Genomic DNA, 21,410 nt, shown 5'->3' with positions numbered 1-21,410 from the left:
ATAATGAAAAGAACATTAGATGTTGTGGTTCCATGTTACAATGAGGCGGATTGTGTTGACTTATTGTACAAGGAACTGGAAAAAGTACTTGATCCAATTGAATACCTTGATTGGACTTTAATTCTAGTAGATGACGGGAGTCGTGATTCTACTATGTTTCACATTAAAAATCTTGCTAAAGAGCATGGTAATGAGAGGGTTAAATACATTTCTTTTTCAAGAAATTTTGGAAAAGAGTCTGCTATTTATGCGGGATTGTCGTATGCTTCATCTGATTATGTAGTGCTTATGGATGCAGATTTGCAACATCCGCCAGCACTTTTAAAAGATATGTTAAATGCGCTTGTAAATGAAGATTACGATGTTTGCGGAGCAAGAAGAGTATCAAGGGAAGGAGAGCCTTTGATAAGAAGTGGTCTTTCAAATCTTTTCTACAAATTATTTAATAAGGTGACTGCGATAGAACTTATACCAGGCGGATCTGATTTTAGAATGATGAAAAACTCTGTTGTTAAAGCAATGCTAGATATGCAGGAGCGAGGCAGATTTACAAAAGGAATGATGTCCTGGGTTGGATTCAAGACTAAGTGGATAGAGTATAAAAATGTCCAAAGAGCAGCAGGCGTTACCAAGTGGTCTGCAAGAGGCCTTATGCACTATGCAATAGATGGATTTTTTGCATTTGCAACAACTCCTTTAAGAGCAGTTATTTGGCTGGGTTTTTTGATTGACTTTGTAACCTTTATTTCTGCGATAATATTTGCAGTTAGAGAATTGTCTAATAATGGTCCAAGAACAGGATATGGAACAATAGTTATTCTTATAGCTTTTTTTGGCGGTACTATTTTGCTTATTTTAGGAATAATAGGAGAGTATCTGGCAAGGATTTATCTTGAAGTTAAGAGAAGACCTATTTTTATAGCAAGAGAGACTAATATTAAGAGCAAGTGACTTTTGATCAATCTCATTCAGAAACTCACATTTACGTCATTGTTCGTAAGAACAAAAACTAGGTTGCAAAATTAAAAAACAATAAAGAGGGATTATTGTGAATAGGAAAAAGATATTAGTATTAGTTTTTATAGAACTAATTTTATTATTTTTGCTAATAATACCATATATAAGTTCTAGAAATGATCTAGATTATTCAGGCGACTTTTTCAAGATTGAAGAAGATAAAGACGGTGAATTAGTAATATCATCAGATGTGATTAGTTTGAAAAAAGGTATTTATCAAATGGCATTTGATTATACTTACAATACTGAGAATATTCCCGATTTAGAAGTGACATATAAAGAAAAGGAGAGAGAGGGAATTATTAATCCTAATTCTGGTTATGTTCATGGGCTGGTGATTGATAATTTTAAGCTTAGAAATAAATCTCAGAAGGTTTTGACAAGAGTTTATGTCAATGAAGATTCTTGCGATTTTCAGATAGTGATTAAGGGAAAATATGAAGAGAACATGTTATCAGAAAATCATACTTCTTCTGATAATATTATCACTGTATCTAGAACGCAGTTGCAATACCTAAAAGTTCACTCACTTGTTATGCACTTTCTTAAATACGCATTTATTCTTTTTATAATAGATGTGATTGTAGTTATTTTTTGTTCACCCAAATGGAAAAGTAAATCCAAAGAGGCAAAAAAACTGTATTTCTTTGTGACTGTTATGACAATAATAAGCAGTATCCCATTGTTTGTTGATTCTCTTCCTATTGGCCATGATTTGGGATTCCATTTGCTTAGAATAAAAAGTATTGCAGATGGGATTAGTGCCAGAAATCTTCCGGTTAAAATTCAGTGGTCATGGATGAATAGTGCGGGATATGCTACTGGGGTTTGTTATGGGGATATATTCCTTTACATTCCAGCATTTATATATTTGGTAGGATTTCCACTTAGAACAGCATATAAAGTGTATGTTATTCTGATAAATCTAGTAACAGTACTCGTTAGTTTTTATTGTTCCAGGAAAGTATCAAATGACGATAGAATAGCTATGTTTACCAGCTGTATTTATTCGTTATCCATTTACAGATTTGTGGATTTATATACAAGAGCAGCTGTTGGTGAATATACTGCAATTGCTTTTTTGCCTCTTATACTGCTTGGTTTATATAGTTGGATTGGAAAAAAGAAACATGCTGTTGATTACGATGGTAATAAAATGGATTATGATACTGGAGATGGCCATTTGTTAAGAATCATTATTCCAGCAGAATACACAGGAGAAGTGAAGGTTTATTTCTCTGAACCTTTTTGTTGGAGATTTGCAGAAGGCGTTTCTCTTATAACAGTTATAGGAGCTGTATTTATTTTGTTCAAAAGGTATTATAGGAAGAGTAATGGATAATAAGAAGATTTTCTCTGAAAAAAACAGTATAAAATTTATTATATTCTATGTTCTGATATTACTTTTTATATCAAGAGCAATGTTTTATTGTGTATTTGTGATTCATGATAGAACATTTTCTTTTGAACGTTTTCTATCAGCTGTGAATATATGGGATTGTGGCTACTATAGGGATATCATTGTAAATGGATATCCTACTAGTGCGACTAAAACTGCTAGCTGGGCTTTTTTTCCTTTATACCCGTTAACAGTTAAGGTTGTTACAATTATAACCGGTTTATCCATAGACTTGTCTGGTTTTATCTTAAGTAATATTTGCTGTTTTATTTCATGTATTTATGCCTGGCGATATATAATGCGAACCAGGAATAATATCGAAGAAGTTAAATTTTATTTATCACTTATGGTATTGGGTGTCTGCGGATTCTATGAAAGCATCATGTATACAGAGGCAATGTATTTAATGTTTCTTACTATGTGTTTTGTGTACATGGAAGAAGGGCATTACCTTAAAATGGGACTTTGCGGAGCTTTATTATCAGCAACAAGGAACACTGGAGTTTTCTTTGTCTTTGCCATACTGTTTTATTGGATAAAAAAATCTGGAGCAAAGAGTTTAAAAGATTTTGTTATAAAGACATTTTGTAATACAAGACTTGTATTAGGAACAATGATGGTGCCGCTTGGACTTTTTTTGTTTATGCATCATTTGTGGAGGCTTACCGGTGATCCGCTTGCATTTGTACATATTCAGAAGGCTTTTATGCTGGATACAAAGCCGGGAATGTTCAATGTATTTTACAGAGCAATTGTGATATATGGAAGACAGTTATGGTTCTGGGGATATTGCGGAGGACTATTGCTTATTCTGGCTATGATTTGTACTTGCAAACGTAACTCAGAACGAGTATGGGGGGCAATTAACTGGTTAATTCCTTTTCAGCGTGGCATGGGATGTCAGCATCGATATCTTCATATCTCTTTAGTAACAGAACTTATTTTTTCAGATCTGTGTATGAAATTTAATAAAAAGATTAGATGGATAATTCTAGGAGTAATGATTTTAGCTGAAGTTGTACTTATGTACTTGTGGATTGACGGAAATGGATGGCTGGTATGATTTTTAAGAATAAATCCAAATTTGTTTTTGGAATAATACAGTTTTGTATTTGGATTTTTTTAATGTTTTTTTTCATTAAAATATCTCCACTTATTATTTTTGATTTTGATGATTGGGATTTAATGGGAACAATCAGAGTCCCATTTCCAATATGGAAGGGGTGGAATCCTACCAGAGTAATGCCACAGATGCTATTAAATCTATGTGGTTTTCTTGCAGGACGTGTTTTTTACCCTTTATTAGGAAGTAGAAACTATATTTATGCTATTACAGTTTCAGCTGCTTTTATTATGTCCTCATTTATTATGATTATGCTTTTGGCAGCATTTTATTTTTTTAGAGATAGGTTAAAATGTGAAAAGAAAAAGGCGTTATGCTGTGAACTTCTTTTTTTGATTTTTCATTTTGCTATTTTTAGAAATCGAGGAAACAGTAATTGTTTATTCCATGCTGCAGATTTATGTTGCATATTTTTTTATACTTTATCTGGAATAGTTAATATTACGTGTGTGTTGATTTTCTTACAAAGTAAAAGATCTATGCTTGAAAGATTTTGCAATTGGAGAATTTATAGAAAAGTAGAATTCTTATTACTTGTCTATGGAGCTTTGTTTTCTAACCTATTTCATTCGGGAATAATAGTTACTTTTTGCGTTGCAAGAGTAATAGTTGATTTACTTGATTATTTAAAAGAAAGCCGCAAAAAGGAACTTTTAAGGATATTCTGCAAAAGAGAATTAATAGAAATATGTGTTATTTTTGCATATGGAATTGTTTTGCTATTTGAAGTTAATGGTGGAAGAGCGGCAATTGTGTCAGATGGTGGAGGCTTTGATATAGGAACTTCGCTCCTTCAGTTGCGTATTATGATATGTGCTATTGCAAAGCCGTTTATGCTAATATCAGTAGTTTCGTTTATAGGTATTTTGTTTAATAGAATAGTTTTATATAGCAAATTTGATAAAGAAGAAAAAGATATTTTTGATGTTTATAGAATGCTTATTATCTCACTTGGTTTTCTTACAGTTTTCTTATTACTATTATGTGCTAAAATTCCGTACTTTGCCAGAATAGAGGCATCTTATGGTGTATGGTCAGAGCTGTCTATTTTGATAGTTATAGCTATGATAGTAACTTTGAAAAATAGTAAGGTTGGAATGATAGTCATCGCTGCAATCTGTACATTGTGTTCTATTTATCCTGATGGAAGATACATGATTAGCACAATGGATGAAACATCATATGAAACATGCTATGAAATGGATACATATTTTGTAAATACAATATACGACTCTTTTGTAAATGGTGAAAACGAAGTAGTTATGGAAATACCTGATTATACAGGAACAAGTTTAGAATGGGCTTTTGGTGATAATCTTGGGAATGCAATCAGCAAGAATATGCTTAAGTTCGGAATAATCAATAAGCTGGTTAACGTTAAGATAAAGAAAAATAAAGAATTGAATGAATATTTCAAGGTGACTACGAAGTGACAAAAAAGTATGACTTCTTGTCACTTATAATCAGAAACTCGCATTTACTGCGAGTTTCGTGAGAACAAAAGTCAAGTGGCAAACTGGTCCAAGGCGAAGCCTTTTCAAATGGCCAGTTTGCGTAGTTTTTGGAACGTAGTGACAAAAATCTATACTTTATTGTTTTTATATAGTCCGTTTTACTGTTTGTATATTTCGTCGCAGACACGCTTTCGCTTGATTATAAACGTAGTGGTTCGTAATGCGCTAAAAAACAGCGCATAAGAACCAACGTTTATAAACAGTTCTGCTCATGAAATATTACAAGCCAGTAAAACTAATCTAATTAGTTCACATAACAAAAAGTCAAGTGGCAAACTGGTCCAAGGCAAATCCTTTTTAAATAGCCAGTTTGCTTATTTTTGGAACGAAGTGACAAAAATCTATACCTTCTTGTTCCTTAATTCTTACGATAATTCTCTACTACTTTTTTTACTGCGCAGATAACGTCTTCAACGTCTCTATCTGTCATTTTAGGGTACAGAGGTATACTCATTATGCCTTCATAGATTTTTTCTGCATTTGGACACAGACCTTTGTTATAACCAAGGCTTCTGTAATATGGGAAATAGTAAACAGGTATGTAATGAATCTGGCAAATAATATTCTCAGCCCCAAGTGCATCGAAGAATTCACGTCTACTGCAGGACAGTTTATCAAAGTTAAGTCTTATTACATACAAATGTCTTGAAGAGTCAGACTCTTTTATATCTTGAGGACAGATTATTTCGGGCATATCCTTAAATGCTTCATTGTATTTGGCAACTATCTCCTTACGGCGTTTAACGAACATATCTATTTTATTAAGCTGGCTGCATAATAAAGCTGCCTGAAGGTCTGTCATTCTGTAGTTGAAACCAAGCATTTGCTGTTCATAGTACCAAGGTCCTTCCGGAATACCATCAATCATTTTACTTGCATCATGTTCCATGCCATGAGAACGTAGAAGTTTTAGTTTTTCATAATATTCTTTATTATCAGTAAGTATGGCACCGCCTTCACCAGCTGTAACCGTCTTTACAGGGTGGAATGAAAAACATGTCATATCAGCAAGTGTTCCGACCATCTTTCCATTATATTTAGATCCAATCGAATGTGCTGCATCTTCTATGAGAATAAGGTTGTGCTTATCACATATTTTGCGGATTGCATCTATATCAACAACCTGGCCTGTATAATCGACAGCAACAACAGCCTTTGTTCTAGGTGTTATATGCTCTTCAATAGATTGTGGGTCGATATTATAGGTTATTGGGTCGACATCTGCGAATACAGGTGTAGCGCCGCAGTATAGAGCACAGTTAGAACTTGCCATAAAAGTAAGAGGAGTAGTTATTATCTCATCTCCAGGACCAACTCCAGCTGCAAGTGCTGCAATATGAAGTGCAGAAGTGTCGTTTGTGCATGCAACTGCATATTTTGCACCGGTATACTCGCAAAGTTTTTTTTCAAGCTCATCTACTTTTGGTCCACATGTTACAAAATCTGATAATGCAGTTTTTTTAATTTCTTCGGCATCTTCTTCGGTTATCCACTGTCTTCCGTAGTAGAGCTTTGTGGATCTGACAGGAACACCGCCGTTAATTGCTAATTTTTCCATATAAAACCTTCCTTATTATCAAGTTATTTTTTATTATGTTGATGGACAATTGCAAGGTTTATTTAATTACAAAGCAATTAGAACATCATGTAAAATTGAAATTTTTGAATTGATTATTCATGAAACAATGCCAGTTAGTAGCCAAAAATGCTTTATTGCATTGCTTGCAATGTTATCATTATAGTGTTGTTTTGTTTTTTTAGCAAATAATGTAAAAAAGCTTGAAAAGAGACTTTCTATCAATGATAATGAAAGATGCGGCTAAATTTAATATCTTTATGATTTTGGAGAAATACTATTTGCCAGCTTGTTTCTGGGATTTTTATTAAAAACTTAAAAAAGAGGATTGAATAATGAGAAAAAGGAAAATGGCAGAATTTACAATATGTTTTATTATATCATTGCTCGTGGTTTTTGGGATAATGATAATAAAAGGGACAATAGATTCTGGCTTTCATTATGTTGATGATCATGAATTTGCAGAGATGCAGTATTTGCTTAGTAATAAGAATTTTCCACTTTCTAAGGTTATATATAGTTGGTGTACTAATGATTTTGCACTTAGATTTAGACCATTATATTATTTTTTCAGAGTTCTTTTAGTGTATTTTTTTGGAATTAATACTGTTGCTATTTCAATAGTTAGAGGAATAGTAGCATCGCTTACATTAACTATATTGTATTTAATTGGAAAGGAACTAGGTGCCAATTCTTATTATTCTTATTTGTTTGCTTTATTATCTATAATCGGATATCAGATGGCAGCAGTGTGGAAGATGGGACCGCAGGAAAATTTTGGAACATTGCTTCTAGTAATTGCTTTTTATTTGGAATTAAAGTTTTTGAAAAAACGTACACTTTTATATTCATGTTTTAGCGCTTTTTTCGTGATTATTATGGGATTTTATAAGGAATCATATATTGTTACAATTCCATTTCTTATTTTATATGCGCTATATTTTGAATATAATCACAATGTTTCTATGAAAAAAGAAAAGAAACTCAGCATTGATTCTCCATGTTTAAAGTTTGTAATAGCTTTATTCATAATAATGATAATGCAGATAATTCTAATAAAGGTATTTGTTAGAGGTCAGTATTCTAATCTTGCTAATGTAGAAGGCGGAATTATTAATATAATCAGACACTATTTGGAAGTGATTAAAACAGAATTTACTACAGATTTAAAATGGTATCTTAGATTTGGAATGGTCATGATAGCTGTTCTTTTAACTTTTTGGGAGGATATGAAAAAGCTTTGGAAGGAAATATTACTTACTCTTAGTTTTATACTTCCTCAATTTGTGTTATATGCCAATTCTGGATTATTAGAAAGGTATATTTTGCCTGCATCAATTGGATTTGCTGCGTTTTTTGTTATAGTTATTCCTAAGGCTTCATTTTTTCATGGAAAAAGATGCTACTTATATAAGCTGTCATTAATACTATTATTGCTAGCTCATCTTCATTGTGTAGATATAGAAGCTGGGTATTTTGCATATAGCGGAAAAAGTTTAACTTCGGTTATGAATGGAGTATTAGAGTATTCTGGTAAGAAAAACAGTAAAGTTAAAGTAATGACTCTATTTTCTCCTGATGAAGAAGGAAATCTAACTATAAAGTATTATTTGGCATGTCATGGATTTGATAGTGTTTACTACTATCATGAAGATACTAATGAGATAACAAAGTCCTTCAAATACGATGAGTATAGTTACGCGTCAGGTGAAGATACGTCACCAATTCCATTTGAAGATATTGATATTGTGGTAGTGGCTAACGAAGATGACAGACATTACGGTGGTGATAAGGGCGTGGATTTATCTGAATTTAGTGAAAAAAGATATGGCTCTATGTCTATGTACGTGAGGAATAATTAATGAAACATAAGAAACATGATTTTATAAAAAGAGAATCATACATACTATTGCTATTATTTATATTTAGCTTAATACCAGTTTTAATGATATCCAGGTATATCTACGCACAGTCTGATGACTATTCCTATGGTCTATATACGCATTTGGCATGGAATAATACTCATAATCTGTTAGAAGTGATTAAAGCTGCATTTAAGACTGTTGGAGTATATATGGAGACTTGGCAGGGGACTTATACATCTGAATTTTTGATGGCGCTTCAGCCGGGAATTTTTTCAGAACAGATGTATCATATAGTTCCAATGTTTATTATTATTTGCTTTTTTGCCGGGACATATTTTTTTATTTCGTCTATTACGATAAGATGGCTTAAGATGCCTTTTGAGTATGCGTTGGGACTTACAAGTCTTATAAGCCTTATATCAATTCAGAACTGCAGACAGCAGGCTCAAGGCTTTACATGGTATAATGGAGCAGTTCATTACACTGTAATTCATGCACTTTGGATTTTGGTGCTGGGATTAAACATTAGATTGTTGCTAGCAGAAACAAAGAAAAAAGAGGCAGTTTTATCAGTTATAACCAGTATTTTTTCATTTCTTGTTGCAGGAGGAAATACGCTTACAGTTCTTGCTGCAGTGCTTATGAATCTTCTTATTGTAGGATTTTTATTAATAAATAGGTTAAAATATAAAAAGATAATGAGGCTTTTGATTCCTACTTTATTGATGATAATAGGTATGGTGATTAATTTTACTGCTAAAGGAAATGATATAAGACTTGAGGTTATGGGAGGTAAGACGTATGGAGTATTACCTACAATAGGTAGGGCATTTGCCGCAGGTGCTATTTATAGTATAAAATGGATAGATATAACCTTGATTATTTTTTTGCTATGGTTATTACCGTTTTGCATAGGTATTTCAAAAAGAATAATGGGCAAAATAGTATTTGGATATCCTCTATTAATGCTTATTGCAAGTTTTTGCTTTTTTTCTTCTTTATGGACACCGAATCTGTATACAAGCAATGAAACAGATATTCTTAGAACACAAAACTTTATATATTTTGTTTTCATCTTGCTGATTTTTTGGAATATGATTTATATATGCGGGTATATAGCTTCGAAGAATATTCATGTTTTTGATGACAAAAAAACTAAGTTTTTTGCTCCAAAAGCAAGACTTCTAGGCTGCGCCCTGACAATTCTATTTACGCTTTTAGGCTCGGGATACGTTGTATCGCAGGATATAAGCCACTATACATCGACATCAGCTTTTTATGCCATTCGAAATGGGAATGCGCAAAAATGGGCAGATACAATTGAGAAAAATCTTGAGATTTTGCAGGATGACAATATAAAAGATGTTTTCGTTGACAGACCGGAAGTTATAGAGGAAATATTATCATCAAATGAGATTGCAAGCTGGAGATATGGTCTAAAAGACTATTATAATAAAGATAGCGTTTTATATAAAGATGAGACTAGGTAAGTCAAGTTTTGGTCACTGTGTTCCAAAAACTACGCAAACTGGCTATTTGAAAAGGCTTCGCCTTGGACCAGTTTGCCACTTGACTTTTGTTCTCACGAAACTTGCAGTAAATGCGAAAGTCATAGAAACAAGCTTCAGGGTAGTGAATAAGTTACTATGCGTCTACGAAAATATAGACTATAAAAAGAAAGGATAAGCTACATTAATCTTAGAAAAGTCATAAGAAAAGGCAATACGTGTATGATTATAGTAGCAGGTGCTGTGATGGAGAGCAATATTTTCGAACATATGAATGAAGCAGAAGCAAAAGAGCACATTTTAAGAGAAGTTGCTGATTACTATCAAAAATTTCATACAAAAAAAGAATATGAAACAGGTGATAGAATTCCGTATGCATCCAGGGTATATGACAGCCGTGAGATGACAAATCTCGTAGACAGCAGTTTGGAATTTTGGCTTACGTCAGGAAGATATACCAAAAAGTTTGAAAATGAGTTTGCAAACTATCTTGGAGTTAAGTTTTGCAGTTTGGTAAACTCTGGTTCATCCGCAAATCTTCTTGCATTTATGACTTTAACATCGCCTTTACTTGGTGAAAGAAGAGTTAATAGACAAGATGAGGTTATTACCGTTGCGGCTGGATTTCCTACAACAGTTGCGCCTGTCATTCAATATGGCGCAGTTCCTGTATTTGTAGATGTTACGATACCTGAGTACAATATTGATGTTAGTATGCTTGAAAAAGCTTTATCAGATAAAACAAAGGCTGTAATGATAGCTCACACTCTGGGGAATCCTTTTGATCTTAGAAGTGTTAAGAGATTCTGTGAAGAGCATAATTTATGGCTTATTGAAGATAACTGTGATTCTCTCGGAAGTGAATACGAGATGGAGAGTGGAAGGAAGTTTACAGGAACTGTCGGTGATATAGGTACATCGAGTTTTTATCCTCCGCATCATATGACCATGGGAGAGGGAGGAGCAGTTTATACTGATAATCCTTTGCTTAACAAGATAATAAAATCTCTACGCGACTGGGGAAGAGATTGTGTATGTCCGTCAGGATATGACAATGTTTGCGGTCATCGTTTTGATGGTAAGTGGGGAGAACTTCCTAAAGGATATGATCACAAATATGTGTATTCACACTTTGGATACAACTTAAAAGCTACAGACATGCAGGCTGCTATAGGCCTTGCTCAGCTTGAAAAGATAAAGTTTTTTACGAAGAGGAGACGTGAAAACTTTGAATATTTATACTCACTTCTAGAAGATACAAGTGACAAACTAATTTTACCTAAAAAAACAGAATATGCTTGTCCAAGCTGGTTTGGCTTTTGTATTACCTGTAAAGAAGGAGTTGAACGCAAAAAAATAGTTGATTGTCTTGAAAACAGTAAGATTCAGACAAGAATGCTTTTTGCTGGTAATTTACTAAAACATCCATGTTTTGATGAACTTAGAAATAGCAAAACTGGATATAGAGTTGTTGGAAAACTCACAAATACTGATATAATTATGCAGAGAACGTTTTGGGTAGGCGTTTATCCGGGAATGACCAAGCATATGCTTGAAGATATATCTAAAAAAATACATGAAGGGTTGTTATAAAAAAGATGGCTAAAAAGACTTACGAAGTACTTAACTTTAAAGAGTATGGTGATGAGCGAGGAAATCTCGTTGTTGCAGAAGGAAATGGGATGGATATACCATTTGATATTAAAAGGGTATTCTATATGTCTGGTTCAGATGACACTGTTATAAGAGGAATCCATGCTAACAGATATACTGAGTTTGTGCTTATAAATGTTGCAGGAAGCAGTGACGTTTTAGTAGATGACGGTACAAGTAGAGAGGTGATTCATTTAGATAAGCCGAGAATGGGACTTTATTTAGGACCAATGGTTTGGAAAGAAATGTACAATTTTTCTCCGGATTCAGTTCTTTTAGTACTTGCCAGCGAACACTACATTGAAGAAGAGTATATAAGAGACTATGATGCATTTTTGGAGGAAATAAAGAAAAACCATGAGTAAGCTTTCTATCGTAATACCTGTTTACTATAATTCAGATACACTTGAAATGTTATATGAGGACTTGAAAGCTAAAGTCCTTTCCAAACTGGAAGAATATGAAATCGTCTTTGTAGATGATGGTTCTGGGGATAATTCATGGGAGATTATGAATAAAATAGGTCAAAAAGACTCCAATGTAGTCTGCACCAGGTTGTCCAGAAATTTTGGTGAGCATGCTGCTATTCTGGCAGGGCTTTCTGTATGTACAGGCGACTGTGCTGTAACTAAGCAGGCAGATTTACAGGAGGATTCGTCACTTATTCTGGAAATGTATGATAGCTGGAAACGTGGAAATAAAGTTGTTCTTGCAGTAAGGCGCTCAAGAGAGGACAGCTTTATGACGAAGCTTTTTGCAGGTATGTATTATTCCCTTATTAGAAAAACGGTCAATAAGGAAATGCCTAAAGGAGGGTGCGATTGTTATCTTATTGATAGAAAAGTAATAGATGTAATCGAGATGCTCGATGAAAAGAATTCTTCTCTGACACTTCAGGTAATGTGGGTAGGTTTTAAATCTGAAAAGATTTATTTTGATCGTCAGGATAGAAAGGCTGGAAAAGGCCGCTGGACGTTCAGTAAGAAATTTAAGCTAGTTGTAGATTCTATGATGAGTTTTACATATATTCCTATTAGATTTATGACAATAGCAGGGGCATTATTTGATTTATTTGCACTTATTTTAGGAATAAATACAATAGTAGAGCATGTTACAGTTGGAACACCTATTGCAGGATATGCATCACTTATGTGTGTACTGCTATTTGGCATGGGACTTATTCTGGTAATGCTTGGAATACTTGGTGAATACCTGTGGAGGACTCTTGATGCATCTAGAAAGAGACCAGTATTTATTATCGATGAGAAAGTATCTTACAATGGGTTGGAGAAGGACTAAATGAGTGAAATAGATAATAAGAAAATAAAACCTCTAGATATAATTGCAATTCTGATTACGATTGTAACTGTTATTTCAATTCTGCCTATTGCATACTGTTCTTTTCACAACTATGCAACGGGTGATGATTTTGTGTACGGTGCAGTAGCAAAACAGGCAATGCGTGATGGTGCAGGCTTTGTAGGAATAATGCAGGCAATTTTTAAGGATATGGTATTTGAATACAATCACTTTCAGGGAACATGGTCATCTGGATTTTTGTTTAGAATAGTTCCTGTAATTGTAAGTGAGCATTTTTACAGAATAACTACATGGATTGCACTTGTAATGCTCCTTGGATGCTCTTTTATCTTTATCAAAAATGTTTTTGTAAAAAGATTTGGTCTTTCTTTTTCAGCATTTGTGGTTATATTTGATTTATTAAGTATTGGATTGTTGCAGTGGGCACCATATCCAAGAGCAGCTTATTTTTGGTACACAGGAATGATTCATTATGTATTTCCGTTTGGAATCGTCCTTTTATGCATAACAGCCTGTCTAAATTTTTTAGAGACTGGTCATAGAAAATTTTATATAGGACTTCTTATAGGTATGACATACCTTGGAGGAGCAGGCTATCCAGAAGTCGTAATATCGTTAGTCAGCATCTTTTTTATTACAGCTTGGATGCTTATAATCGAGAAAAAGAGGGTAAAAAACGTATATCTTCTGGCCCTTCCAATTGTTATAGAACTTATAGGATTTGGAATTAGTGCAGCTGCTCCGGGAAATAAAGTTCGAGGTGGAGAAGATTTTGGATTTGGACCAATGAGAGCTATTATGGCTGTTGTTAATTCGTTTAAAGAGGGTATAGTTTCGAATGCAAAATACTTCTGCGATAATAAGCTTTTGTGGGTGTTGGTGTTAGCGACATTTGTTATAGTTGCAAGAACTGCTGATAATAGAGCTAAAAACAGCAGGATATTTGAACATCCAGTTCTTATACTTATTATGTTTTATTGTCTTGTTTCATCGGTTTATGCTCCGCAAATGTATGCGGGAGATGTTAGATCAGGATATTCAGGTGGGGTTTTTGATTCATATTACTACACTTTTGCAATAGCGCTTATTCTTTTAACAGTATATTTTGCTTTTTATTTGAAATACAAGACATCTTTCTTTGGATTTTTTAATAAGAAAACTCTTAAGGTGACAGTATTTGCAGTATCAGGCTTATTGTTTTTGCTTCTATCAAAGAAAATGGTAAAGACTTCGCTAGACTATACATGCTATCAGTTTGTTTCAAGTGGTCAGCTTGAAGATTTTGAAACACAGATGAAGGAACGTCTTGCGATATTGGAGAATGAAGAAATCAAAGATGCTGTTGTACCTGAGATGAATGATCAGCAGGGACCATTTATGCATTTTGCACTTATGAGAGACCAAGATTCGTATACTAACTATGCTACAGAAAGATTCTATGGGAAAAACAGTGTTATAGCCGTTCCAAGAGAGGAGTTTGAACAAAAATATGGAAAATGACGTAATTATGCAGAGCCGAATGGATCGTGCCTTTTTTGAAAATCAGGAAGAGTATGAAGAGGCTTGTCTAAGAGTTCTTCGTTCGGGATGGTATATTTTAGGAAAAGAAGTTGAAGCTTTCGAGAAAGAATTTGCAGATTTTATAGGTTCAAAATATGCAGTTGGACTAGCTAGTGGGTTAGATGCATTATGGCTGGCTTTTCGGGTTCTTGGAATCGGCAAGGGCGATGAAGTAATTGTACAGGGAAATACCTATATTGCTAGCGTAATGGGAATCACGATAAATGATGCAACACCTGTTTTCGTAGAGCCTGATGAATACTATCAGATTGATGTTTCCAAAATTGAAGAGAAGATTACTGATAAAACTAAAGCTATTCTGGTCGTTCATTTATATGGTCAGAGCGCAAAAATGGATAAGGTTAAAGAATTGTGTGATAAATACAATCTTAAGCTTGTAGAGGATTGTGCTCAGTCTCATGGCGCAATGTATAACGGACAGATGACAGGAACATTTGGAGACGTAGGATGCTTTTCTTTTTATCCGTCAAAGAACCTTGGAGCATTTGGAGATGCAGGTGCAGTAACTACAAATGATGAGAATCTTGCAAAACTCTTCAAAATCTATAGAAACTATGGAAGTGAGAAGAGATACTACAACATGGTAGTTGGAGCAAATTCAAGACTTGATGAAATGCAGGCTGCACTTTTAAGAGTTAAGCTTAAACATCTTCCCAAAATAAATGATGAAAGAGAAAGCCTTGCAAAAAGATATTCGGAGAATATCTCCAATCCTTTGTTCATTCTTCCAGAGGTAAGAGCAAATTGCAAGGCGGTCTGGCATCAATATGTTATTAGAGTTCCTAAGTACAGAGATGAACTTCAGAATTATTTAAAAGAAAATGGAATAACAACGATTTGTCATTACCCTATTCCACCACATCTTTCACAGGCATATGAGTATCTGGGATTAAAGAAAGGTTCACTTGAAATAACAGAGCAGTATGCAGATGAAGTTTTGTCACTTCCTATGTATACAGGAATGACTCTTAAGGAACAAGAAAGAGTAATCAAATGTCTTAATAGCTTTAAGCATATCTGATGAAAAAAACGTACTAGACCAAAATTTGTCGTTAAGACAAATTTTGTCCTGCGAAGCAGGAACTTTTGCATAATTGGTTACGTATAAAAAATAGGAGAAGGTATGAAAGTAGTGTTACTTGCTGGCGGATTTGGCAGCAGAATAAGTGAAGAAAGTCATTTGAAGCCTAAGCCGATGATTGAAATAGGGGAAAAGCCAATCTTATGGCACATAATGAAAGAATATTCAGCAAGGGGATTTAATGAGTTTATTATCTGTGCCGGATATAAACAGCATATAATAAAGGAATGGTTTGCTAATTATTATTTATATAATTGTGATGTGACTTTTGATTTAACAAGAGACAATCATATGACTATACATAATAATTCAAGTGAACCCTGGAAGGTTACTGTAGTTGATACCGGTCTAAATACCATGACTGGAGGCCGAATCAAAAGAGTTCAAAAGTATATTGGAAATAAGCGATTTATGTTATCATACGGTGATGGAGTAAGTGATGTTGACATGAATGACATTTTGCGTTTTCATATAAGTCATGGCAAGATTGCTACCATTACATCTGTTAATATTGGTCAGAGGTTCGGAACTATGGAAATGGATGGAGATACAATAACAGCTTTTAGAGAAAAAAATGATAGTGACGGAAGCAGAATCAATGCAGGATATATGGTGTTAGAACCTGAGATTTTTAACTATATCCAAGGTGATAATACCGTCTTTGAAAAAGATGTACTTGAGAAGCTGGCGTCAGAAAATCAGTTAAAAGGTTATCGCTACGATGGTTATTGGCAGTGTATGGACACTAAAAGAGAGCATGACAGGCTTGAAGAATTGTGGGCATGTGGTAATGCTCCTTGGAAAGTGTGGGAATAATGGAAAAAATAGATAACACAAAGATATATTTTGTGACAGGAGCAGCAGGATTCATTGGCTTTTATTTATCTAAAAAGCTTTTGGAAAATGGCTGCTTTGTTGTGGGATTAGATAATGTTAATGATTATTATGATGTATCGCTGAAAGAGCAGAGGTTATGTATTCTTGAGCAGACTTCTTCTGTTTATAAGACTGCAGACTTATTAGAAAATGACAATAAAGCATTATCAGAATTATTTAATCTAGATGATATTAAGAATGACAATAGAAAAGGACAGTTTATATTTATTAAGGGTGATTTATCTAATAGAAATACGTTAAAAAGCATTTTTGCAAGTTTTCATCCTGATTATGTAATTAACCTTGCAGCTCAGGCTGGAGTTCGCTATAGCATTGATCATCCGGACAGTTATATAGAGTCAAATATAATTGGTTTTTATAATATATTGGAATGCTGCAGACAGTATAAGGTGGAACATCTTGTTTTTGCATCTTCGAGTTCTGTTTATGGTGGAAACACCAAAGTCCCTTTCTCGACAGATGATAAAGTTGATGAACCAGTAAGTTTGTACGCAGCTACAAAAAAGTCAGATGAGCTTATGGCACACGCTTATAGTAAACTATATGACATACCTGCAACAGGGCTTAGATTCTTTACTGTGTATGGACCAATGGGACGTCCTGATATGGCATATTATAAATTTACAGATAAAATTGTTAATGGACAAACTATTCAGATTTATAATAATGGAGATATGAGAAGAGATTTTACTTATATCGATGATATTATTAAGGGAATTTGCAATGTTATTTTTCATCCACCTATAGATAATGGAAAAGGTGCTAGATATAAAATATACAACATAGGAAATAATCATCCTGAACCTTTGATGGATATGGTGAGGCTTCTTGAAAAATACTTGAAGATTGAAGCAAAAAAAGAATTTCTTCCAATGCAGCCAGGTGATGTGTATCAAACCTATGCAGATACATCAGATCTTGAAAAAAACTTTGGATTTAAGCCATCAACATCACTTGAGGAAGGCTTGAGAAAATTTGTCGATTGGTATTTTGAGTATAAGAATTTATAGATTTTTGTCACTGCGTTCCAAAAACTACGCAAACTGGCCATTTGAAAAGGCTTCGCCTTGGACCAGTTTGCCACTTGACTTTTGTACTCACGAAACTCGCAGTAAATGCGAGTTTCTGAATGAAGTTGACAAAAAGTTATAGGTTATTGTTTTGAATATTTAGTAGATTAGTTTTACTGGCTTGTAATATTTCATGAGCAGAACTGTTTATAAACGTTGATCTGGGGTTTAAAGGCATAAATAATGCCTTTAAATCTGCCTACGGCAGACGACATAATTTAAAAGTGTTTAAATTATGCCGCATTTACTTATGCGCTGTTTTTTAGCGCATTACGTACCACTACGTTTATAATCAAGCGAAAGCGTGTCTGCGACGAAATATACAAACAGTAAAACGGACTATATAGAAACAATAAAGTATAGGTTTTTGTCACTTATATTTAGTGCTTATCTTCTGCAGTCATATAAGTATCAATAGTGTAAGGGGAATTGATTTCGCTGTTATCATATCCCATTTTTTTATTTATAAAGTGAGATATAACGCTTGCGAATGTTACTCTTCCTGCTCTTGTAAGATGAATACCATCTTTTTCAAGCCATTTCTTGGCGTTAATACTATTTAAATCCATGTATTTTCCATCATAAGTATCAACAACAATGCATCCAAGACTTCTTCCGACCTGAGCACAGTTATCTGCATATTCATGGAGATTGGTTATTCCGTTGCTGTATACATTTCCATCACCGAGGAAAGAACCATCTTTTCCCCAGAACTGAGCATATAGAGGCGGACATAAAATGATGGTGGCATTAGGACTTAATTCTTTGAGCCAGGTTAATCCCATTTTCATTGCAGAGACATAGTAAACGGCACCGTTTGTACTTTTACCATCTGATAGAGGGCGCTTAGCATTGAAATCGTTTATACCATACTCAACAACATAAAAGTCAACATCTTTTGGATCAAAAGTTCCTGCCACAGCAGCTGCTGCAGAGTATGCTGGCTGATTGAAAATAGAAGCATCAATTTCACCTTTTAAATATCTACAGACATTGATAAAGCAAGGCTCTTTAGACTGATAATTGTCTTTTGGATTAAGACTGGCGGTTGTTCCGCCGCAGCCAAGGTTGTAAACTTCGAAACCGGTAAAGTCACGAACATATTTAGCTACAGATGTTCCGCTGTCTCTTCCGTTGTTAAACTGACTATCTCCAAGAAATACGATTTTAGTAGTTTTCTTGGGTGTTTCTGTAGTTGAAGCACTTGATGCTGCATCTGAACTGCTTGAAGCACTTGATGCAGTTGAACTGGCTTCGTTGCCAGAGTCCGTATTTGTAGTAGCGATTATAGCAGCTGATGCCTGCAGGGAACTTGAACTTGAAGCGCTTGCTGCATTGTTTGAAGCAGGAATAGTCGAGTCAAATTTACAGGCACTTAGAGTGAAAACACTAAGTATAATAGATGTGAAAATCTTTAGTTTTCTTTGCATTAAAACCTCCTAAAAAACAACATATATGACTTCATAAACCACGGAAGGTAAGTTTCAAAAAGAAATTTACTAGGTTTGTTACTTTGAAAAAATCAGTAACCCCGGTGCATACATGTTAAGATAGTATTACACTTACGTTAAAACAAACTGAAAATAGTTTTAACAAAACAACATTATAACATAAATAAGAAAAAAAAGAACTATTTAAACATTTTCTTGGAATTGTGGTATAATACATCCGGTGCTATGCCCAAAGAGAAAAACATGCTAGTGATAATAGGTAGAAGAAGTGTTTTTCAATCGACTTTGGTAGAATACATAAGTTTGGAGCTGGCAGTAATGAGCCCTGTCACACAATTACAAAGATTATAATGTCAACAAAGGGCGTTTAAACAGGAGATTGTAGATGGATAAAGTTGCTGTACTTATACCTTGTTATAATGAAGAAAAAACTATTGAAAAAGTAATAAGAGATACAAAATCTGCATTACCGGATGCTGTAATATATGTTTACAATAATAATTCTACAGACAGAACCGCAGAAATAGCTCAAAATGCAGGTGCCATTGTTAGAAATGAGTATATGCAGGGGAAAGGCAATGTTATAAGGCGCATGTTCAGAGAAATAGAAGCGCAGTGTTATGTTATGGTAGATGGTGATGATACATATCCTATGGATGCATCACCTGAAATGGTAGATAAAGTACTTAACCATAATGCAGATATGGTAGTTGGAGACAGATTATCCTCTACTTATTTTACTGAGAATAAAAGGCCTTTTCACAATTTTGGAAACAGCCTCGTAAGAGGATCAATTAACAAAATGTTTGGATGTGATGTTAGAGATATCATGACTGGATACAGGGCTTTCAGTTATGAATTTGTTAAGACATTTCCAGTGTTGTCAAAAGGTTTTGAGATAGAAACTGAAATGACAATTCACGCAGTATCTAACAACATGCAAATAGAAAATGTTGTTATTGAATATCGTGACAGACCGGAGGGGTCTTTATCTAAGTTAAATACCTATGCAGATGGATTTAAAGTTTTAAGAACAATTATTAGACTTTTTAGAGATTATAAGCCGATGAATTTCTTTGGACTTCTTGCGTTTATCCTTGCGATACTTGCAGTTGTTTTTGTGATTCCGGTTTTTATAGCTTACTGGGAAACACATGAAGTTATGAGATTTCCTACACTAATTGTCTGTGGTTTTACAATGATAGCTTCTTTGCAATCATTTTTTGTAGGAATGACATTGTCAAATATGTCTATCAATAATAGAAGACAGTTTGAAATGCAGCTTAACAGTCTTCAAAGACGAAAAAATAGTGAGATAAAGAAAAATATAGAAAGAGATTAAAAGAGTATGCCAATTAGAATTAACAGTTTTATGGGAAAAATAGGTTGGAATGCTAGAATTTATTTTCCAAACCTTGCAAGTAATGCTTATCTTAAGCTTCAGTTTGTAACAAGGGGGAAAGCTCAGAAGAAATACGTGGACTATTTTCTGAATTCTGGAAAAGTTCCTATGCCAAATGTTGTAAATATTGAGACTATCAATAGATGTAATTCTACATGTGCATTCTGTACAGCAAATGTTCATGCAGAGAAAAGACCTCTACGAAAAATAGAAGATGATCTTTATTATTCTATTATTGATCAGCTTGCAGACTGGGGATATAAGGGACACCTTACACTTTATGGAAACAATGAGCCATGGCTTGACACACGTATTGTGGAGTTTCACAAGTATGCAAGAGAAAAGCTTCCGGATAGTTTTATATTCATGTCTACAAATGGACTTATGCTGACGCTCGAACAGGTCAAAACAATTGCGCCTTATATAAATCAGCTGATTATTAATAATTATGATACTGAGTATAAACTTCATAAGAATATCCAGGAGATATATGATTATATAATAGCTAATCCATCTGAGTTCGAGAATCTGGATATTCAGATTCAGATGAGATATCTGAAAGAAGTTCTGACAAACAGAGCCGGATCAGCGCCAAATAAACAGGCAACAGAAAAAGTCATTAAGGAGACTTGCCTTCTTCCGTTTACAGATATGTGGATAATGCCAAATGGTAAAGTGGGACTTTGCTGTTGTGATAACTTTGAAGTGACAGATTTTGCCGACTTACATAACGTTAGTGTAAAAGAGGCATGGGAGGGAGAAGCTCTCATGAAGGTCAGAAGAATGATAGCTGATGGAAGACAGAATTATAAATTCTGCCAGCATTGCGACTTTATCGATGCAGGATTTAGAATGCAGCTTGTAAAGGCTATTTTGCAGGATGGTGAAGAAGCTGCTCACAAAATTGGCGGTCAGGAAAGAATGAAAGTCTTTAAACAGGAAAAATAATTGTT

General features: G+C 34.2%; 17 protein-coding genes. 15 read left to right on the top strand and 2 right to left on the bottom strand.

The window, feature by feature from the left end:
- Positions 1-3 precede the first annotated feature (3 nt).
- The 4 genes from G634_RS0100450 to G634_RS0100435 all read left to right on the top strand — a co-directional run bounded on the left by G634_RS0100450 (position 4) and on the right by G634_RS0100435 (position 4,972).
- On the top strand, positions 4-951 hold the full coding sequence (locus G634_RS0100450) for a glycosyltransferase family 2 protein (RefSeq protein ID WP_035798362.1): 948 nt from the start codon (positions 4-6) through the stop codon (positions 949-951).
- Positions 952-1,048: 97 nt separating this feature from the next.
- Positions 1,049-2,359, top strand: coding sequence for a hypothetical protein (locus G634_RS0100445; protein ID WP_026503635.1), 1,311 nt, complete (start codon positions 1,049-1,051; stop codon positions 2,357-2,359).
- Positions 2,352-3,479 carry a hypothetical protein gene (locus tag G634_RS0100440; RefSeq protein ID WP_026503634.1) on the top strand — a complete coding sequence of 376 codons (1,128 nt, stop codon included), beginning with the start codon at positions 2,352-2,354 and terminating at the stop codon, positions 3,477-3,479. Before G634_RS0100445 ends, G634_RS0100440 begins: the two co-directional genes overlap by 8 nt.
- Positions 3,476-4,972: a hypothetical protein gene (locus tag G634_RS0100435; RefSeq protein ID WP_196805265.1), complete on the top strand. Its 1,497-nt coding sequence runs from the start codon at positions 3,476-3,478 to the stop codon at positions 4,970-4,972. The genes G634_RS0100440 and G634_RS0100435 overlap by 4 nt, the downstream gene beginning before the upstream one ends.
- A gap of 439 nt (positions 4,973-5,411) precedes the next feature.
- On the opposite strand, the gene pseC is transcribed toward G634_RS0100435, so the two are convergent.
- Positions 5,412-6,611, bottom strand: coding sequence for a UDP-4-amino-4,6-dideoxy-N-acetyl-beta-L-altrosamine transaminase (gene pseC / locus G634_RS0100430; RefSeq protein ID WP_026503632.1), 1,200 nt, complete (start codon positions 6,609-6,611; stop codon positions 5,412-5,414).
- A gap of 353 nt (positions 6,612-6,964) precedes the next feature.
- Between pseC and G634_RS0100425 the strand changes: the two genes are divergently transcribed.
- The 9 genes from G634_RS0100425 to G634_RS0100385 all read left to right on the top strand — a co-directional run bounded on the left by G634_RS0100425 (position 6,965) and on the right by G634_RS0100385 (position 17,544).
- On the top strand, positions 6,965-8,491 hold the full coding sequence (locus tag G634_RS0100425; RefSeq protein WP_026503631.1) for a glycosyltransferase family 39 protein: 1,527 nt from the start codon (positions 6,965-6,967) through the stop codon (positions 8,489-8,491).
- A complete protein-coding gene (locus G634_RS0100420) occupies positions 8,491-9,984 on the top strand; it encodes a hypothetical protein (protein WP_026503630.1) in 1,494 nt (497 codons plus the stop codon). The genes G634_RS0100425 and G634_RS0100420 overlap by 1 nt, the downstream gene beginning before the upstream one ends.
- Before the next feature lie 240 nt (positions 9,985-10,224).
- A complete protein-coding gene (rfbH, locus tag G634_RS0100415) occupies positions 10,225-11,595 on the top strand; it encodes a lipopolysaccharide biosynthesis protein RfbH (protein ID WP_242826741.1) in 1,371 nt (456 codons plus the stop codon).
- A gap of 5 nt (positions 11,596-11,600) precedes the next feature.
- Positions 11,601-12,020 (top strand): sugar 3,4-ketoisomerase, encoded by a 420-nt coding sequence (locus G634_RS0100410; RefSeq protein ID WP_026503628.1) that lies wholly within the window; start codon positions 11,601-11,603, stop codon positions 12,018-12,020.
- Positions 12,013-12,954: a glycosyltransferase family 2 protein gene (locus G634_RS0100405; RefSeq protein ID WP_026503627.1), complete on the top strand. Its 942-nt coding sequence runs from the start codon at positions 12,013-12,015 to the stop codon at positions 12,952-12,954. Before G634_RS0100410 ends, G634_RS0100405 begins: the two co-directional genes overlap by 8 nt.
- The gene (locus G634_RS0100400; protein WP_026503626.1) at positions 12,955-14,475 is read left to right on the top strand and encodes a hypothetical protein; all 1,521 of its coding nucleotides are present in this window, start codon (positions 12,955-12,957) and stop codon (positions 14,473-14,475) included.
- Entirely contained in the window at positions 14,465-15,577 is a 1,113-nt protein-coding gene (locus G634_RS0100395) for a DegT/DnrJ/EryC1/StrS family aminotransferase (protein WP_026503625.1), read from the top strand. The genes G634_RS0100400 and G634_RS0100395 overlap by 11 nt, the downstream gene beginning before the upstream one ends.
- A gap of 102 nt (positions 15,578-15,679) precedes the next feature.
- On the top strand, positions 15,680-16,453 hold the full coding sequence (gene rfbF, locus G634_RS0100390; RefSeq protein WP_026503624.1) for a glucose-1-phosphate cytidylyltransferase: 774 nt from the start codon (positions 15,680-15,682) through the stop codon (positions 16,451-16,453).
- Positions 16,453-17,544, top strand: coding sequence for a GDP-mannose 4,6-dehydratase (locus G634_RS0100385; RefSeq protein WP_026503623.1), 1,092 nt, complete (start codon positions 16,453-16,455; stop codon positions 17,542-17,544). The genes rfbF and G634_RS0100385 overlap by 1 nt, the downstream gene beginning before the upstream one ends.
- A 440-nt stretch (positions 17,545-17,984) precedes the next feature.
- Here G634_RS0100385 and G634_RS0100380 read toward each other — a convergent pair whose 3' ends face one another.
- Positions 17,985-19,034, bottom strand: coding sequence for an SGNH/GDSL hydrolase family protein (locus G634_RS0100380; RefSeq protein ID WP_026503622.1), 1,050 nt, complete (start codon positions 19,032-19,034; stop codon positions 17,985-17,987).
- A gap of 406 nt (positions 19,035-19,440) precedes the next feature.
- Here G634_RS0100380 and G634_RS0100375 point away from each other — a divergent pair, with 406 nt between their 5' ends.
- Together G634_RS0100375 and G634_RS0100370 are read left to right on the top strand one after the other, a co-directional pair.
- Positions 19,441-20,397 carry a glycosyltransferase family 2 protein gene (locus tag G634_RS0100375; RefSeq protein ID WP_026503621.1) on the top strand — a complete coding sequence of 319 codons (957 nt, stop codon included), beginning with the start codon at positions 19,441-19,443 and terminating at the stop codon, positions 20,395-20,397.
- Between the two features lie 6 nt (positions 20,398-20,403).
- On the top strand, positions 20,404-21,405 hold the full coding sequence (locus G634_RS0100370) for a radical SAM/SPASM domain-containing protein (RefSeq protein WP_026503620.1): 1,002 nt from the start codon (positions 20,404-20,406) through the stop codon (positions 21,403-21,405).
- Positions 21,406-21,410: the final 5 nt, after the last annotated feature.

The organism is Butyrivibrio sp. NC3005, assembly GCF_000424545.1.
Classification (GTDB): domain Bacteria; phylum Bacillota; class Clostridia; order Lachnospirales; family Lachnospiraceae; genus Butyrivibrio.
Note: the sequence above shows the minus strand (reverse complement) of the source record. Positions and strands in the feature narration are given on the sequence as shown.

Excerpts from the sequence above, each read along its gene's own strand:
- G634_RS0100450 (WP_035798362.1), top strand. The coding sequence starts at position 4 with ATGAAAAGAACATTAGATGTTGTGGTTCCATGTTACAATGAGGCGGAT.
- G634_RS0100440 (WP_026503634.1), top strand. The coding sequence starts at position 2,352 with ATGGATAATAAGAAGATTTTCTCTGAAAAAAACAGTATAAAATTTATT.
- G634_RS0100435 (WP_196805265.1), top strand. The coding sequence starts at position 3,476 with ATGATTTTTAAGAATAAATCCAAATTTGTTTTTGGAATAATACAGTTT.
- pseC (WP_026503632.1), bottom strand. The coding sequence starts at position 6,611 with ATGGAAAAATTAGCAATTAACGGCGGTGTTCCTGTCAGATCCACAAAG.
- G634_RS0100425 (WP_026503631.1), top strand. The coding sequence starts at position 6,965 with ATGAGAAAAAGGAAAATGGCAGAATTTACAATATGTTTTATTATATCA.
- G634_RS0100420 (WP_026503630.1), top strand. The coding sequence starts at position 8,491 with ATGAAACATAAGAAACATGATTTTATAAAAAGAGAATCATACATACTA.
- rfbH (WP_242826741.1), top strand. The coding sequence starts at position 10,225 with ATGATTATAGTAGCAGGTGCTGTGATGGAGAGCAATATTTTCGAACAT.
- G634_RS0100410 (WP_026503628.1), top strand. The coding sequence starts at position 11,601 with ATGGCTAAAAAGACTTACGAAGTACTTAACTTTAAAGAGTATGGTGAT.
- G634_RS0100405 (WP_026503627.1), top strand. The coding sequence starts at position 12,013 with ATGAGTAAGCTTTCTATCGTAATACCTGTTTACTATAATTCAGATACA.
- G634_RS0100400 (WP_026503626.1), top strand. The coding sequence starts at position 12,955 with ATGAGTGAAATAGATAATAAGAAAATAAAACCTCTAGATATAATTGCA.
- G634_RS0100395 (WP_026503625.1), top strand. The coding sequence starts at position 14,465 with ATGGAAAATGACGTAATTATGCAGAGCCGAATGGATCGTGCCTTTTTT.
- rfbF (WP_026503624.1), top strand. The coding sequence starts at position 15,680 with ATGAAAGTAGTGTTACTTGCTGGCGGATTTGGCAGCAGAATAAGTGAA.
- G634_RS0100385 (WP_026503623.1), top strand. The coding sequence starts at position 16,453 with ATGGAAAAAATAGATAACACAAAGATATATTTTGTGACAGGAGCAGCA.
- G634_RS0100380 (WP_026503622.1), bottom strand. The coding sequence starts at position 19,034 with ATGCAAAGAAAACTAAAGATTTTCACATCTATTATACTTAGTGTTTTC.
- G634_RS0100375 (WP_026503621.1), top strand. The coding sequence starts at position 19,441 with ATGGATAAAGTTGCTGTACTTATACCTTGTTATAATGAAGAAAAAACT.
- G634_RS0100370 (WP_026503620.1), top strand. The coding sequence starts at position 20,404 with ATGCCAATTAGAATTAACAGTTTTATGGGAAAAATAGGTTGGAATGCT.